The organism is Chryseobacterium carnipullorum (genome assembly GCF_003815695.1).
GTDB lineage: Bacteria > Bacteroidota > Bacteroidia > Flavobacteriales > Weeksellaceae > Chryseobacterium > Chryseobacterium carnipullorum.
The window spans coordinates 3,391,865-3,408,310 of record NZ_CP033920.1 but is presented as its reverse complement, the minus strand read 5'-3'; the positions used below and the strand labels follow the sequence as shown (position 1 = coordinate 3,408,310).

Genomic DNA, 16,446 nt, shown 5'->3' with positions numbered 1-16,446 from the left:
AAGAGAATAATAAGGATCAAAATTTCAATGAACTGCATTTGCATCTTGTGAGGTTTCTGACTTTTTCTATGCAGGTAACCATTCAGGCAGGCACAAGGAAAACTGCAATCAATACCTTGAAAACAATAAGAAAGAACATTGATGAAAGCTTGAAATATTTTTGCGGAGGTTCTGGGAGTTCCGATCCCGGATACCCAAAAAGATTTTTTCCCGCAGTGACCACGGAATATATTTGCTATAGAAAATCAGGTAACCTCATAGGGAATGAGTGTAGTTGAAATAAGATCTGTTTATGAAATTTTCAATAAAAAGAATACTATGTTCTAAGAATAAAGAGATGGTTTGACAGCTTTTAAATGGCAGAGGATAATCGTTAAATGCAGTATCTCATTTCAAACAATGATAATGATGTATGACTATTTCAATATCGCCTGAGTTTGAGTGTAAGTTGAATATGTAATGGGAACAGGATTGTCGAACAAAATTTTTTGCCAGGATTAGTGAAGATTTTTCCTCAGATTCATAAAATATGATTCGGGCAGTACACCTACTGTCAACATAATTTAAAAGCATAGAGAAAAGCCTGGAAGAAATTTTTGACACTACCATTCAACTTCAAAAAAAGTATGAATGTTCAATTAAAATCATTTTTATCATTTTTATACTGACGCTTTTTATAAATTTGTTAAAAAGCAAAGTAACGCAAAGCCGTATAATTTAGGGTCGATATGCGCTACTTTGTAGCGTATATAAATAAGTTAGCAGTAATGCCGTGACGCACTAAAATAACAACCAATTTCAAATATGAAGATTTTTTTTCTACTAATAAGTTTAAGCTTTACAACAATTTCATTTGCCCAGAAATTCGACCAAAAATTTGTTTCAACCGATATTGACAATTTTTGGAAAGCCTATGAAAAAATTGTATCTACGAAAGACAGCGTAAGTCAATACACTTATTTAAAAGAAATTTATCTTGACAAAGCAACACCAGGATTAAAAGGTATTATTGAAGTTCGTAACTATAAAGAGAAGGATTTTGTTGATATGATTACAAAATACCCTAAATTTTGGATGTCTATAAAACCCAATACTTTAAAGGTTAAAAATCTTCATTCTACTATAAATTCTGACATAAAAAAACTAAAAAAAGCTTATCCAGATTTAAAACCATCTACGATATATTTTACAGTTGGTGCATTCAGAACAAATGGCACCATTCAAGGAAATAAAATTTTAATTGGTAGTGAATTGTCTTTGGCGGATAGAAATACTGCAATTGATGAACTTCCAGATTGGAGAAAACCATTTTATAAAACGCAAAATCCAATAGGCGAGGTTGCTTTATTATGTACACACGAGTATGTACATACACAGCAAAAAGAATTGGTGGAGAATTTACTTTCTATGTGCTTATATGAAGGAGTTGCGGAGTTTATTTCTTGCAAAGTTACTGGTAAAAAATCTGCATCTCCAGCAATTGCATTTGGAAAAGTCAATCAAAAAATTGTAGTTGACAAATTTGTATCTGATATGTTTACAATGAAAAATAATTACAATTGGATTTGGGGAGAAAATAGAAACGAATTAAAAATTAGAGACTTAGGTTATTACATTGGCTATGAAATTTGTGAGCGTTATTATAACCAATCAACAAATAAACAAAAAGCAATCAAAGAACTAATTGAACTTGATTACAACAATGAAAAAGAAGTTGAAAGAATTGTAGATGGAGCTAATTTGTTACCTAAGTCATTAGAAGTGCTATATAATGATTATGAAAAACATCGACCAAAAGTAGTTTCATTATCCCCGTTTGAAAATGGAAGCCAAAACGTAAAGTCGGGAATTATTCAAATTTCGATTAACTTTTCTGAGGAAATGGACATCAATTTTAGAGGGTTTGATTATGGTCCCCTTGGCGAAGACCATATTTACAAATTCAAGAAACTTATTGGTTGGAGCAACAACAACAAAACTATTACTATAGAGGTTGAAATTGAACCTAACAAACAATATCAAGCACTAATTACAAATAACTTCAAAAGCAAAAATGGCAATGCACTTAAACCGTATCTTATTGAATTTAGAACATCTGAATAAAGGCACTACTGCTAATAGCTAAGTTTTCGTTGCGTGCGAAGCACGAACAATGAAAACCCTGTTGAACGGAAGCTTCGGGAGCTTTTTTCAACATTATGGGTTTACCGACGAAGGATTTTAAAGATATACAGGAGACTTTCAGAAAGGTCTCTTTTTTTGTTGGTGAATTTGGTGGTTTTTCCAGGTTTTATCGTGTTTTCCTTTACTTTTGGGCATAAATTCCCTTACCCAAAATGCTAGATTTTAGGCGTTTCATAGTTTTGGCTCATCTCCAAAAACCAACTTGGCGGACCGCGTAAATCAAACGTTGCAATCGTTACCAAATTTCCAATTTTGCAGCAAGTACATTTTGGCTGAAAAGCTTTGGGTGGTAGTTTTTCCTTGGGCTGAATGCCTAAATTCTGTTGCAGATTTTTAAGCTTCATCCGTTTCCACGTGCTGCTGAGAAAACCGTAATGGCGGATTTTCACAAATCTTTTCGGCAAAATATGCATCGCAAAACGGCGGATAAACTCCTCATGGCTCAAAACCATCTGCTTTTTGATGCCTTTTTGGCGGTAATCCTTATAACTGAACGTTACATTTTCCGCATCAACTTTCCTGATTCTCTGGTTGCTGATCGCGATTTTGTGCGTATATCTTCCCAAATATTCCACCACAGATTTCGGGCTGCCAAAGGGTTTTTTAGCGAAAACTACCCAAGGTTTTTCCCAAAGTTTTTGTCTGAGTTTTTCATAAGTTTCTGCTTCATTTTTTCGGTTTTCAAATTGATTTTCATCATTTTCCGTCTGATTTTTATTACATTTTAATGATAACCGAACCTTCAGTTTCTCACAAAATTTAGCCCTGAAAACTTTGCTCAAAGCCTTTACAGGAAACAAAAAATTACCGTCGCTTCTGATGTTTTTCCAAACTCCGTTTTCATCCACGCCGCCACCCGGAACGATGCAGTGCAAATGCGGATGCAGACTCAGATCCTGTCCCCAAGTATGCAAAACAGCGATCATTCCCATCTTTAAACCTCGATTTTCACCAAAGGTTTGCAGCGTTTCCCAAGCCGATTCAAATAAAATATCATACAACATTTTCGGTGCATGAAGTGCGGTTTTATTTAAAACTTCCGGAAGCGTAAAAACCACATGCAAATAAGGCACAGGAAGCAGTTCTGCCTCTCTGCTTCCAATCCATTTCTCCCGGTTTTTGCCCTGACATTTCGGGCAGTGTCGGTTACGGCAGGAGTTGTAGCTGATGCTGATATTTCCGCATTCGTCACAAGCGTCAATATGACCGCCCAAAGCCGATGTTCTGCACTTTTTTAACGCAAATAAAGTTCTTAATTGCCAGGAATTTAATCCTAAATTTTCTAGTTTTGAACCTAAAATATTCAACACATCTGCGACTTCGTATCGAGGTTGAGATCCAGGTTGAGCAGACTGTATTTTTGAGATTTCTAAACGTTGATCTTCATTAAATTCAAAGCTTGAATTTTGGCTTTTAACAAATTCAAAACCAACTACTTCGCTCTGCATTCCTCAAACAAAGTATCCAGTGGAGAGAAGAGTTTTTGGGTAGAAAGTTGGGCGATCTGAAGGTAAACGAGGGTCGTTTCGATGTTTTCGTGACCGAGGAGATTTTTGATGCTCACAATGTTCATCCCATCCTCCAAAAGATGCGTCGCAAAACTGTGCCGAAGCGTATGAACACTCACTTCTTTCAATATTTTTGCGGTTTTTGAAGCCTGTTTCACCGCCCATTGTACGCCACGTTGCGAATATCTTGAATCGAATTCTCCACCTGCACGATTTGCTCGAGGTTCTCCAAAGAGAAAATCTTCCGGTTTTTCCGCTTCAATATATTTTTTTAAGCCCCGAATCAAATGTTCGGAAAGTGGCAAATAGCGGTCTTTTTTGCCTTTGCCCTGAACCACTTTCAGCTGTTTTCGGTAAAAATCCAAATCGCATAAACGGAGATTTCTGACCTCCAGACAGCGCAATCCGCAACCGTAAAGCAACCCGATTAAGATTTTATGTTTTAAAAGTTTACAGCATGATAACATCTGCCAAACCTCCTGTTTACTGAGCACAACAGGCAGTTTTTTCTCTTTTTTAATTTCCGGAAGACTCAGAAAATCGTAGCTTAATCCTTCCGATTTCAACAGAAACCGAAGTCCGTAAACCGTGTGTTTAAAATACGATTGCGAGGGTGACCTTGATTTTTTCTGAAGGTAAAAAAGGTAATCGTGGATCTGCTCAGGATCCAATTCTGTCGGGATTTTCCCAAAATGCAGCGACACCGCCGCGACGTGTCTGGAGTAATTATTGAACGTGCTCTGACTGCGTCCCAACACCGAAACCGTACGTTCAAAACGGCTTAAAAGTTCTGTAAAACCAGGCACTTCGCGCTTTGCCTGATTGATGATTTTGTTTTCTCTGAGCTCGTCTAAACTCTTTTTTTTGTAGCCATTCTATTGATTTTTTAATTAACTTTACAAAGTAACTGATTTATGCGATTGGGAAAGCTACCGAAGGTTTAGTTCAACAAGGGTAACCGTTGCACAACTCCTATTTTTCAAAACTTATAAATAAATATGACCTCTTTAGAAGCGATTTTAGAGAGGTTTTTGCTTTTTTGGCAGGTAGATTTTTAATATTTTGAGGCTCTTAATTCAGAGATATAACACTCGTATTTTGCAGTTTGGACAAAAACCAAGACTTTACTTTGGGAAGGTCTTGAATTTGAGCTTTGATTTTTACTTTTCGGGCAGAAAATTTCAGTAGTTTCTTTAAATTATAAGATAATGCCGCCATCAAAACATGCTTGTTGGCAGATTTTATGCCGCGAGCATTGATGCGTTTCATCGAATGATGATTGATAAGCGTGCCTAAAACAGGCTCCACCGTAGAACTCCGGCGTTTGGTGAGGTATCTTGTGTAGTTTTTATCTCTGTTCAGCTTTTCGTGCATGGCATCGTAAAGGGGTTTATGAATGCTGTCGTCAAGCTTTTTAAATTTCGTCACTTTACCACAACAAACCTCTCTAAGTGGGCATTTCCCACAATCTTTTTCGCTGCTTCGGTAGACTTTTTTTCTGTAGCCTTTAGAATCAATCGCTTCTTTTTTGAATGGTAAAAAAGCCTTGTTCCCTCCTTCTTTTGTGCATTCGTAGCGGTTTTCTGATTGGTTAAAAACAAAACCATCACGATGAGATTTGTACTGTCCAAAATTGGGGATAAAAGCATTAATACCGCGTTTTTGACAATAGCTTAAACTTTCTCCACTGCTGTAACCCGCATCGGCTAAAATTTCATCGGGTTGTAAGTGGTTTTCTTTAAAATTGGCTAAAGTCTGATCCATAATTTCATTAAAAATTGCTGAATCTTTACTCCCAGAAGTACTTCCGCAGGCTCCTGTAATCACGTGATAAGCATCGTCTACTGAAACTTGTCCAGAATAATTCAACTGTCTGGCTTTCCCTGGTTTTACAGAGATTTTTGCATCGGGATCTGTGGGAGAATAATGCGTATGGTTACTTAAAAATTTGGGCCTAATTGCGTTACCATCTTCATCTTTTCTTTCGCTTTTAGTATTACCAGGCATGCCTTTATAAGCTTCTTCTTTCCAGCTATGGTGCTGATTGACGAGTTTTTTACGCGTGGTCGTCACTTTATACTCAGAATTTTCTTCCAGTTCATTAACAAAAGCACTCGCATCGTCTAAAACTTCTTTCTCCTCCAAACTATCCATACTCGCATTGGCTTTGATGAAAGCGGAGTCTACCGCCTGACGTTTGCCTCTCACCATTCCTTTTTCTATACATAAACTCAGGATTTTCCGGAAAAGCTGAAGGAAAACATCCTCTCCCAAAAGACCTCTTGTACGAGAAATAGTGCTGTGCCAAGGAAGTTCTTCATCCAGATCATATCCTAAAAACAACCGCACATCTAAGCAATTACTACAAAAGCGAAGCAAAGCCCTGTCGCTATTGATATTATTGAGGTAACCTACCAATAAGATTTTAAAAAACACAACCGGATCAATACTTTGATGACCTTCTGTGCCGTAATATTTTTTGGTGCTTGAATATAGAAATTGAAAATCTAATTCAAAACTGATTTTTCTATAAAAATTATCCATGGGAACCAGCCGATCTAAGCTGAGTTCATAGAATAATTGTGGTGTAAAATTTTTTCGTCCCTGCATATATAAATTTACCAAAAAAACATCACAACACAAAGAGTTTTTTACTATATTTGAGTTGTGCAACAAGCACAAGGGTTTGGCAATAGCGGGCGGAAAGTACAAAGTTCACGTTTTGTGCTTCGGTAGAAATTTGTATTTTAGTTGAAAGTTTCTGCTTCGATTTGCCCGCCATCGCCAAGCCCCGAAACGTCAGGCTGTGAAAAAACCCCAAACTACCTCTCAAAACATGATAAATGGCACGCTCCTGAAGACCAATAAGCGCTTTTAATGAACCCCATTTTTCATGCTGCTAATTTCTGCCAATAATTTTGCTTGCTCATTATCGCCTTAAAATATGCTAATTTTAACAAAAACAAGACTTTCCTTTTGTAAGGTGACTTCCAGCTCTTTAATTTCGCAATTAACTCCGGAACTCCCAGAATATTCATCGCTCGCTTGATGTTGTAAACCAGCATAATTAAACTGTGTTCACCATTGACCTTATCCAGTCCCGTTAAATTCGTATGATTGTAACCCCACTGCCGCTTGATAGTGCCGAAGATATGCTCGTTGATTTCTTGTCGCTTTCGGTACAACTGCCCATTTTCCCGATAACGCTGATTGTTTTCTTCAACAGCTTCTGCAAACTCACTTCTATCGATTTCTCGACCGCCTGATCGGCTCGTGCAAAGGGTTTTCACAGCACATTCTTTGCAAGCCGAACTCCGGTATTTTTTGAAGAGATAACCACCTCCATCACGCGATTTTTTGTGCCACGAACCCGTGGTTTTTAAAGTCTGACTTTGCGGACATTGGTAAGTATCTGATTCTTTATCGTAAATAAAATTGGCTACCAAATAGCCTTTCGTAGTCCCATTCTCATTGGTTTGTACCAAGGTCGGATACGCAACAATAGTTCGGATGTTTTCCGCTTTGCATTGCGTGATTTCCCTACCATTGTGATATCCTTTGTCGACCAAAGCGGTGAAGGTTTCTACACCTAAATTTTCTTTCGCTTCCATTGCAATTGCCGCCAAAGCATTTCTGTCATTGCGATTAATGGTGTGGGTGGCCACAACAAGTTTGTGCTTTTCATCTACCGCTGCCTGAATATTGTAACTCACTTCCACCAACTGCCCCTGAACCAAAAGTGCCCTGGAATCTTCATCCGTCGTGCTGATTTGAGGCTCACCGCTCACTTTCAGTTTTTCTTCCAGAAGTTCGTACCTGATGCGGTTGGTTTTCAAACGTTCTATTTTCTGCTGAATATTGTTAATTTTTTCGCTGTTTTCTTGTACATCATTTTCGGCCAACTGGTCTAAATATTCTTGTGATTTCTCCTCAATATACGCCAGATGTTTCTCAATTTTCTTTTGATTAAAATTGGCTTTCTTGCTATTGTGAGCCCTACTTTTGGTACCATCAATGGCAATGATTTCTCCGCCAATCAAATCAGCATCTTTTAAAAATGAAACAAATACTTTGAAGAGTTTTTTTAAGCCCGAAGGATTGTCTTTCCGAAAGTCTGAAATGCTGTGATAATTCGGAATCAATCCGTACAAAAGCCACTGCAGTTCCATATTGCGAGTGCACTCTTTTTCCAGTTTCCTCGAGCTGCGAAGGCCATTGAGATAGCCGTACAGATAGATTTTGAGAAATATTTTGGTGCTGTAACTCGGTCGTCCTTCTGTTTTCAAGGTTTGAAGCTCGAAACCCAAAGCTCCCAAATCAATATTCTCTACAAAAGCATCAAGAAAACGAACCGGATTATCATCCGGAATATTCTGTTCTAAACTCGTAAAAACCATCTGATTGCGGGCGACCCCAATAATATGCTGCATCATTAAATATACAAATTCCCAAAATCAATTATTGAATTTATTTCCCTATTTTTGAGTAAATAAACGGAGGTTTTTTCACAGACTGACGTTAGCGGAAACCCTTGGAGAACTCAAGAAAAAATGAGTAAAATAACTTAATCCTATAATAATGTTTGATTTTCGTTTACAAGTATTTCACAAAGTAGCAAAACGACTTAATTTTACAAAAGCTGCCGAAGAATTATTTATTACGCAGCCAGCAGTTTCAAAACACATACAAGAAATTGAAAGTTTTCTGAAAACTAAACTTTTTGAAAGAAATGGCTCAAAGGTAAAATTAACAAAAGCAGGACTTATATTATTTTCTCATACCGAAAAAATATTTGAAACCTATCGTAATTTAGAATTTGAAATTAATTCTCTTTCTCAAAATTTCAACGGAAAATTAAGAATTGGTGCGAGTACAACAATTGCTCAATATCTTTTACCTGAAATTTTAGCATCATTTCATAAAAAATTTGACCAACTTATCGTTTCTTTAGAAGCTAATAATACAGAACAAATTGAAATTGCGCTGCAAAAAAATGAAATTGATTTGGGTATCATAGAAGGAAAATCCAAAAAAGCCTATCTAAAATATACCGAATTTGTCAAAGACGAAATTGTTTTAGTTTCAAATAGCACAAATCCTCTCTCAAAAAGACAAAACATTACTATTGATGAGCTGAAAAACATTCCTCTCTTGTTTCGCGAGCAAGGATCAGGAACACTAGAAGTTATTGCACATCATTTAAAATCTTTGAATGTAAAAATTTCAGATTTAAAAATTGAAATGCAATTAGGCAGCACTGAAAGTATTAAAAATTATATACTTCACAGCAACACTATGGCTTTTATATCATTACATTCCATATACAAAGAACTTAAAGAAAATAAATTTACAATAATAGATGTTCAACATTTGTCTATCGAAAGGAGTTTTTACTTTATCCAACAACAAGGTCAAGTTGAGGCTTTACCTGAATTATTTATGAAATTTGCCAATCATTATAACTTTAAGTAATGACGCATAACTTTTTACAATTTCCAACATATCCTTTATTTCAAGAAATTTGTACTAACAATAATATATAAAGTAAGATGGAAAATCAAAAAGGATTCAAAAATTTATTAGACAAAAGTATAACCACTAGAGAAGTGATTTTTTTATTAGCAGTTGTACTCTGCTTGTCTCCATTAATATCACCGCCAATTGCCCTACTTATGGGTTTAATAATTGCGCAATTTATTGGACATCCATATTTACATCTAAATCATAAAGCAACTCATATATTGTTACAGGTTTCTGTTGTTGGTTTGGGCTTTGGAATGAATGTTACAAGTGCATTAAAAGCGGGTAAAGAAGGTATTTTATTTACAATAGTTTCTATTATTGGAACATTAGCAATTGGTTTCTTTATGGGTAAGTTTTTAAAGATAGAAAAAAAGACTTCTTATTTAATATCAGCTGGAACAGCCATTTGTGGTGGAAGTGCTATTGCTGCTATTTCTCCTGTAATAAAGGCAGAGGAAAAACAGATATCGGTTGCATTAGGAACCATATTTATTCTAAATTCTGCAGCCTTATTTTTATTTCCTTTTATTGGGCATCAGTTAAATTTATCACAATCACAATTTGGAATGTGGTGTGCAATTGCTATTCACGATACCAGTTCAGTTGTAGGTGCAGCAAGTAAATATGGTCCGCAAGCTTTAGAGATTGCTACAACTGTTAAATTAGCACGAGCATTATGGATAATTCCTGTTGCTTTTTTATCAACTTTTATTTTTAAAAATAAAGAAAGTAAAATAAAAATTCCTTACTTTATTGGATTATTTGTTCTTGCAATGATTGCAAATACCTATATTCCTTTTGTTCAACAATACAATCATTATTTAACTAATATTGCAAAAGCAGGATTAACGCTTACCTTGTTTTTAATAGGATGTGGATTGAACAGAAAAACAATATCTTCTGTTGGATTTAAACCATTAATTCAAGGTGTAATTCTATGGGTGATTATAGCAACTGCTGCACTTTGGGCTGTAACAACTTTAACAAACTAATAAATTAAAAATATGAAAAATGAATTCAAAATTGGAATGTTAATACTATTCTTTAGTATTATTGCTACCAAAACTCAAGCGCAACAAATCTTTGACGGTAACATAAAAAATAATTCTTTAGCAATAAGTCCAACCGAAAATATTGCATTAGCATCAAACAGCGACGTAAATTTCGTAAGTGTTTATAATCTAAAATCTCATAAATTAATAAAAAAGATATTTGGATTCATTAGTCCAAGAAACATCATTTTTTCGCCTGATGGAATGAAGTTTTACATCACTGACAGCAGCACCGGATTTTTAACTGTACTGGAAACAAAGAAATTTAAAATCATTGAAAAATATGCGGTAGGCTTTGGAGCATTTGGTTCAGCAATTAGCAACAATGGTCAAGAAATTTATATTAATAATGAGGCAACAAATACAGTAACGGTAATTGACCTTTCAAGTAAATCGGTAAAAAAAATAATAACAGGTTTTGCCGAACCAAGACAAGGTATTAAATTAAACGCAACAAATACAAAGATTTACGTGACCAATTTTGCCAGCGACGCTATTTCGGTTGTGGACGCAGCAACTTTAAAAATCGATACAACTATTACTGGTTTTAGCAAAATAAGAGCTATCTCTATTACTAAAGATGGTGAAACATTATTTGCTGCTAATAGTGGTTCCAATTCCATTGCAGTAGTTAATTTAAATACAGGTATAATCGCTCAAACAATTTCTGTAGGCAAAGATCCTTATGGCGCATCATTATCTTCAGATGAAAACATTTTATTGAGTGGAAATAAGGAAGATAATTCTCTTTCAATAATTGATGTATCAACACTAACTAATATTGGAGTGATAACAGGATTTAATGAACCAAGACAAGCGATTGTTTACTCTAAAAACGGTAAAAATGTATTTGTACTAAACAAAGATTTATCTATTAGTGTAGTTAATCTTTCTGAAAAGAAAATAATATATAGTATTCAGAATTAATAAATTTCCTAAAAAAGGTAAAAGGGCTATCCGCTAACAGCCATTTAGCAATATTGCGAGTTTTGTGGTAAATTCACGTTTACGTTTCGCAAGAAATTTTATCTTTAGCGGAAAATAATCGGTCACGAAGCTCGCAACATCGCTAAGTGGCATAACGTTAGGCGACAGTTAACCAAAAATGCCGTAAAGAAAGGGCGAAATAAAAATATGCGATTAAACAGACATCTATTTTCCATTATCATTTTTCTATTATTGTTGACAAATAATGTATTTGCTCAAACAGAAGAAACAATGCAAATTGACTCTTTAATGAAATGGTCAAATAAGATTGGAATTTTTAATGGAAATGTGCTTGTTTCAAAAAATAACAAAATAATTTACAGCACTTCATTTGGTTTTACTGATGCAAGTAAAACAAACCGACTAACGACTGATTACAGATTTAATATTGGTTCTATTACGAAAGAATTTAGTGCAGTTGCTTTAATGCAATTGAAAGAACAGGGCAAACTGAAACTCAACGATAAGATTTCTAAATTTATTCCCGAACTTCCAAAATGGGCAAATGAAGTCACAATTAAGAATTTATTGAGTTACACAAGCGGAATACCTGATGTGAATTGGAAAAACATAAAAAGTGACAAAGACCTTTTTAACGGTTTAATGCTAATTGATATGCTTAATTTTAAGCCTGGTGAAAATTACGAATACAACAATAATAATATTTTTTTAAGACATTTTATAGTTGAGCGATTAACCGGAATGAATTATAAAACGTATGTCGAAAAATTCATCTTTCAGCCTTGTGCAATGAATTCGTCAGTTATGACACTTTTTGAAAATGAAGAAAACATAGCCAAAGGATTTAATAATGATTTTGTACCTGACAAACCAGACTTACCAATAACTGGCGGAACCTATTTAACGACAATCGACTTATTGAATTGGGAAAATTGTCTTTGCTCAAAAAAAGTAATTAACAAAAAATCACTTTATGAAATCGGTCAACAATTTAATTTACCTGAAACTCAATCCGCTTTAGGACAAGCAAAATATAAAAACAAGAAAATAATCGAACATCTACACGATGGCAGAATGGGAAACTATGAAGCTCTTTTGATTTCTAATAAGAACGAAAAGTTCACAATCATTTTATTAGATAATAACTATAACGGAAGAGTTTTTGAAATTTCTGACGCAATAATATCAATCTTAAAAAATCAAAAATATAAACTTCCAGAAAAAACAACTGGAAAATAACCGTCGCCTAATAGCTAAGTTTTCGTTGCGTGCGAAGCACGAACAATGAAAACCCTGTTGAACGGAAGCTTCGGGAGCTTTTTTCAACATTATGGGTTTACCGACGAAGGATTTTAAAGATATACAGGAGACTTTCAGAAAGGTCTCTTTTTTTGTTGGTGAATTTGGTGGTTTTTCCAGGTTTTATCGTGTTTTCCTTTACTTTTGGGCATAAATTCCCTTACCCAAAATGCTAGATTTTAGGCGTTTCATAGTTTTGGCTCATCTCCAAAAACCAACTTGGCGGACCGCGTAAATCAAACGTTGCAATCGTTACCAAATTTCCAATTTTGCAGCAAGTACATTTTGGCTGAAAAGCTTTGGGTGGTAGTTTTTCCTTGGGCTGAATCTAAAGGTCTCCCTGTTTTAGGAGTCAAAATAAAATTAGAAAAGTATAATAACCAATCTAAAATATGGACTTTTGTAGACGAGAAAAATACCGATACAAACGGCAGGATTTCGGATTTTCTACCTTCAGAAAAAGATAATCTGGGTATTTTTAAATTGACTTACTTCACCAGCGATTATTTCAAAAAAAACAATACGGAAAGTTTTTATCCATTTATTGAAGTCGTATTCGAAATCAAGGACAAAAATCATTACCACGTTCCGATAACATTGTCTGCTTATGGCTATTCGACGTACAGAGGGAGTTAATTACCGAATTATCTCACCCATAATTACTATTAGATTTTTATAAAAGACAAACGTTGAATCATGATTCAACGTTTGTCTTTTTGTGATCTTCAAAAAAAAGTTACTGATCATCTAACAATCTTCACTAAAAAATCGTTGTCACAACGTAGGATATTTTGATTGTAAGTACACGGCCACCCTAATGCAGTTATTAAGTGATAATTTGCATTTACCCGCTTAAAGTATGATCATTATCTGATCTTAGTGAGTTCTGAGGATCCAACCTTTATAATGAGCAGAAAGTTCTTTTCCGGCTAAGCCACCAACCACGTGTATTTTAGATGATACCTCGTTCAAATACATATCTGATAAATTATTCATCATGGAAAATAACATATTTAATTTCTAGCGACAAAATATTTCAGTTGTAGCTATGTCTGTATTCACTAGGTGTCAGATTGGTTTTACTCTTGAATAATTTACTGAATGACTGTGGATATTCAAATCCGAGCTGATAAGCAATTTCACTTACTGTCAAATTAGTAGTTGTCAAAATCTCTTTTGCTTTTTCTATTAACTTCTCGTGGATGTGTTGCTGTGTATTTTGTCCAGTAATGTTTCGCAGCATATCACTTAAATAGGGAGAAGAAACATTTAATTCGGTCGCTAATTTTTCTACTTTTGGTAATACAAGATTTGAATTGTCACTAAAATAATGATCTAGTTTTATTTCAAACTTTGTTAACAAGTCGTTTGTTGCCATTTTCCGTGTAAGAAATTGTCGGCTGTAAAAACGGTTGCAATAACTTAATAGCAGCTCTAGGTTTGAAACGATGACATCTTGACTGAATAGATCTAATCTTGAATTGATTTCTTTTTGAATGTTTTGAATGATTATTTCGATTGTTTTTTCCTCTTCGTCCGAAAGATGAAGGGCTTCATTTACGGTATAAGAAAAAAAGCCATAACTTTTAATTGCTTTACCCAATGGGTATTGTCTTATTAAATCAGGATGAAATAATAAAGACCACCCATCCATATTTCTATCTTGGTCATTATCCACACTAAGGATTTGGTTTGGCGCGATAAAGGACATCGTACCATCATCAAAATCATAATTATTTTTGCCATATTTCAATTTCCCTTTAAAACTTCTTTTGATTGAAATATTGTAAAAATCTAAAAGTAATTTTTGATCACTTTCCTGGCTTTTATTTTGTGTCTGTGAATGATCAATGATTGTGATTAATGGATTTAACGGACTTGGCAGCCCCATATAAGAATGCAATTCTTTTACGGAAATTATTTTTTTTATGTTTTGCTCTGTATTTTTCATAATCTAAATAGGCAGGCAGCAATGTCTGACTGCCTAATTGATGCTTTGTAAATTTAAGAATTTAAAAAATCATTTCCTTCGCTTCTATCCATTGTCATTATTTCTAAAACGTTTCCAGGATATTCAACAGGCAATTGACTTACTTCGTCCAGCTGATTGATTTCTTCAGCTGTAAAAACGACATCAACACATTTTAAATTGTCTTGAAGTTGTTCCAGTTTTGTTGCACCGATGATGACACTGCTTACAACTTGCTGATGTAACAACCAAGCCAGAGCCAATTGAGAAATTGAAACTTGTTTTTGCTTTGCCATTGGCGTAAGCACGTCTAAAACATTATAAGCTCTTTCTTCGTGAAAAGGTGGAAATGGAAAACTATTTAGTCGCCCTTCTCCTTTTTGACTATCCCTTTTGTATTTACCAGTTAATAATCCCCCGCTCAATGGACTCCAGACCATCATTCCTACTTTCTGATCAAGTAGCATTGGTACAATTTCACGTTCTACATCTCTCACGTCTAATGAGTAATTGGCTTGCAGGGATGCAAATCTGTCTAAATTATTGTATTGTGAATAATCCAGTGCTTTCATCAATTGCCAAGCCGCAATATTACTAGCACCAAAATATCTTATTTTACCACTTCTCACCAAATCATCTAATGTCCGGATGGTCTCTTCAATTGGCGTCAGCGGATCTGCAGTATGAATTTGATAGAGATCAATATAATCTGTACCAAGCCTTTTTAGGCTACCCTCTACCTGTTGAATGATGTGCTTTTTAGAAAGCCCCAAGTCGTTTTGACCTTTGCCCATCGTACCTCTAACCTTAGTCGCCAAAACCAAATCGTCTCTGTTGATGGAAAGATTTTTTAGTGCCTGACCGATCATCACTTCAGAAAGTCCCTCTGAATAAATGTTTGCTGTGTCAATAAAGTTAACACCAGCTTCTGTTACTGTTTTAATTTGTTCGTCAACTGCATTTTGGTCAAGATTACCCATATAGCCAAAGAAACCTTGTCCGCCATAATTCATTGTTCCTAGACAGAGCGTAGAAACCTTCAAGCCTGTATTTCCTAAAATTTTGTACTTCATTTTTTTATTTTATTGTGAAGTACAAAGGTCAGAAGACTTTAATCTGTCTCTGTGTTCAAAATGAAGTTGTTTGTGTTCAAAATGAGGATTTAATCTAATTTAGGTTTTTCAGTACTGTTCCTTACTCAAGCTCAAAAAATTGAGGGTTATAATGTTACCTTTTTCTGTTTATAGCTGTCCAGTCCTCCAAATTAGACTCTTCTCGCAGACTTAATAATATATCTAAAGAATTTTCATCCTTCGAATTAATAGGATTCTTTACCTGATGAACTTGAAAGAGCATACTATTCTCAATCGCCCTTTCTTTTAAATAGTCCCTAACGCTGTCAACCATATTCGCATCTTTTACTGAATTTTTCTTACTCAAATTATTTTTATTCCGACGATATTTTTTCCCACTTTATCAAAAAAAAAAATTATTACCTCTTAAGAAAAATACCTTATTGTAAGTTGTTGATAACCTGTATTGTATTATCTATATCCTGCAATAATTGGTTTGAATAGAGTCCTGCCAAGTTCACATGACCGACATTTGAAGATTTCACTCTTCGATGTCGGTTTTTTTTATTTCCTAATCCATTATTATACTGATAGATACATTGGGCGACAATGTTCATTTTAGGTGTTTGAAAACTTTTTCCGTCAAATTCGACTTTTTGGGGAAATATCAAACACCCTATTGTTCTTTTTGTTAGCAAATCGCCCTGCTGGTAAAGGTTTGCAAGATTTTTCATTGAATCAAGCGCATTCTCTATTTTTGTTTTGATGTCAAGTTCTTTGCTTTCCGAAACAATGTGTTGAAGCTCCTGCTCCAGTTGTTCAATTTGTGATCTCGTGAGCATTTTGATGTCTTTATAATCATCTTCATCTAATTTGTCCGCAAGATATTT

Annotated in this window: 13 protein-coding genes and 1 pseudogene; 6 read left to right on the top strand and 8 right to left on the bottom strand. The window is 34.8% G+C overall.

Going from position 1 to position 16,446, the window contains the following annotated elements; genetic code table 11:
• Nucleotides 1–804: 804 nt before the first annotated feature.
• Complete coding sequence (locus tag EG346_RS15280; RefSeq protein WP_123879756.1) at nucleotides 805–2,103, top strand: Ig-like domain-containing domain; 1,299 nt, start codon at nucleotides 805–807, stop codon at nucleotides 2,101–2,103.
• Nucleotides 2,104–2,339: 236 nt separating this feature from the next.
• On the opposite strand, the gene EG346_RS15275 is transcribed toward EG346_RS15280, so the two are convergent.
• The 4 genes from EG346_RS15275 to EG346_RS15260 form a co-directional block, all read right to left on the bottom strand.
• Nucleotides 2,340–3,632, bottom strand: coding sequence for an IS91 family transposase (locus EG346_RS15275; protein WP_228425972.1), 1,293 nt, complete (start codon nucleotides 3,630–3,632; stop codon nucleotides 2,340–2,342).
• Nucleotides 3,617–4,498 (bottom strand): tyrosine-type recombinase/integrase, encoded by an 882-nt coding sequence (locus EG346_RS15270; protein WP_228425970.1) that lies wholly within the window; start codon nucleotides 4,496–4,498, stop codon nucleotides 3,617–3,619. Before EG346_RS15270 ends, EG346_RS15275 begins: the two co-directional genes overlap by 16 nt.
• A gap of 265 nt (nucleotides 4,499–4,763) precedes the next feature.
• Nucleotides 4,764–6,302, bottom strand: coding sequence for an IS1182 family transposase (locus tag EG346_RS15265; protein ID WP_034751733.1), 1,539 nt, complete (start codon nucleotides 6,300–6,302; stop codon nucleotides 4,764–4,766).
• 281 nt (nucleotides 6,303–6,583) lie between these two features.
• Nucleotides 6,584–8,125 (bottom strand): IS1182 family transposase, encoded by a 1,542-nt coding sequence (locus EG346_RS15260; protein WP_228425968.1) that lies wholly within the window; start codon nucleotides 8,123–8,125, stop codon nucleotides 6,584–6,586.
• Nucleotides 8,126–8,270: 145 nt separating this feature from the next.
• Here EG346_RS15260 and EG346_RS15255 point away from each other — a divergent pair, with 145 nt between their 5' ends.
• From EG346_RS15255 to EG346_RS15240, 4 genes are all read left to right on the top strand, one after another.
• Nucleotides 8,271–9,164 carry a LysR family transcriptional regulator gene (locus EG346_RS15255; RefSeq protein WP_055862367.1) on the top strand — a complete coding sequence of 298 codons (894 nt, stop codon included), beginning with the start codon at nucleotides 8,271–8,273 and terminating at the stop codon, nucleotides 9,162–9,164.
• A gap of 77 nt (nucleotides 9,165–9,241) precedes the next feature.
• Nucleotides 9,242–10,207, top strand: a complete 966-nt coding sequence (locus EG346_RS15250) for a YeiH family protein (protein ID WP_123879752.1) — start codon at nucleotides 9,242–9,244, stop codon at nucleotides 10,205–10,207.
• Nucleotides 10,208–10,219: 12 nt separating this feature from the next.
• A complete protein-coding gene (locus EG346_RS15245; protein ID WP_202967110.1) occupies nucleotides 10,220–11,194 on the top strand; it encodes a YncE family protein in 975 nt (324 codons plus the stop codon).
• A gap of 207 nt (nucleotides 11,195–11,401) precedes the next feature.
• Nucleotides 11,402–12,454, top strand: a complete 1,053-nt coding sequence (locus tag EG346_RS15240; RefSeq protein WP_228429338.1) for a serine hydrolase domain-containing protein — start codon at nucleotides 11,402–11,404, stop codon at nucleotides 12,452–12,454.
• A gap of 232 nt (nucleotides 12,455–12,686) precedes the next feature.
• Here EG346_RS15240 and EG346_RS25145 read toward each other — a convergent pair.
• Nucleotides 12,687–12,842: pseudogene (locus EG346_RS25145) on the bottom strand (IS91 family transposase); the annotation flags it as partial.
• Between EG346_RS25145 and uraH the strand changes: the two are divergent.
• Nucleotides 12,818–13,150 (top strand): hydroxyisourate hydrolase, encoded by a 333-nt coding sequence (gene uraH / locus EG346_RS15235; RefSeq protein WP_394343265.1) that lies wholly within the window; start codon nucleotides 12,818–12,820, stop codon nucleotides 13,148–13,150. The pseudogene EG346_RS25145 and the gene uraH sit on opposite strands and share 25 nt — an antisense overlap.
• A 400-nt stretch (nucleotides 13,151–13,550) precedes the next feature.
• Here uraH and EG346_RS15230 read toward each other — a convergent pair whose 3' ends face one another.
• The 3 genes from EG346_RS15230 to EG346_RS15220 all read right to left on the bottom strand — a co-directional run bounded on the left by EG346_RS15230 (nucleotide 13,551) and on the right by EG346_RS15220 (nucleotide 16,398).
• A complete protein-coding gene (locus EG346_RS15230) occupies nucleotides 13,551–14,465 on the bottom strand; it encodes a helix-turn-helix domain-containing protein (RefSeq protein WP_123879748.1) in 915 nt (304 codons plus the stop codon).
• Between the two features lie 53 nt (nucleotides 14,466–14,518).
• Entirely contained in the window at nucleotides 14,519–15,556 is a 1,038-nt protein-coding gene (locus tag EG346_RS15225) for an aldo/keto reductase (protein ID WP_123879746.1), read from the bottom strand.
• 440 nt (nucleotides 15,557–15,996) lie between these two features.
• The gene (locus EG346_RS15220; protein ID WP_123879744.1) at nucleotides 15,997–16,398 is read right to left on the bottom strand and encodes a hypothetical protein; all 402 of its coding nucleotides are present in this window, start codon (nucleotides 16,396–16,398) and stop codon (nucleotides 15,997–15,999) included.
• Nucleotides 16,399–16,446: the final 48 nt, after the last annotated feature.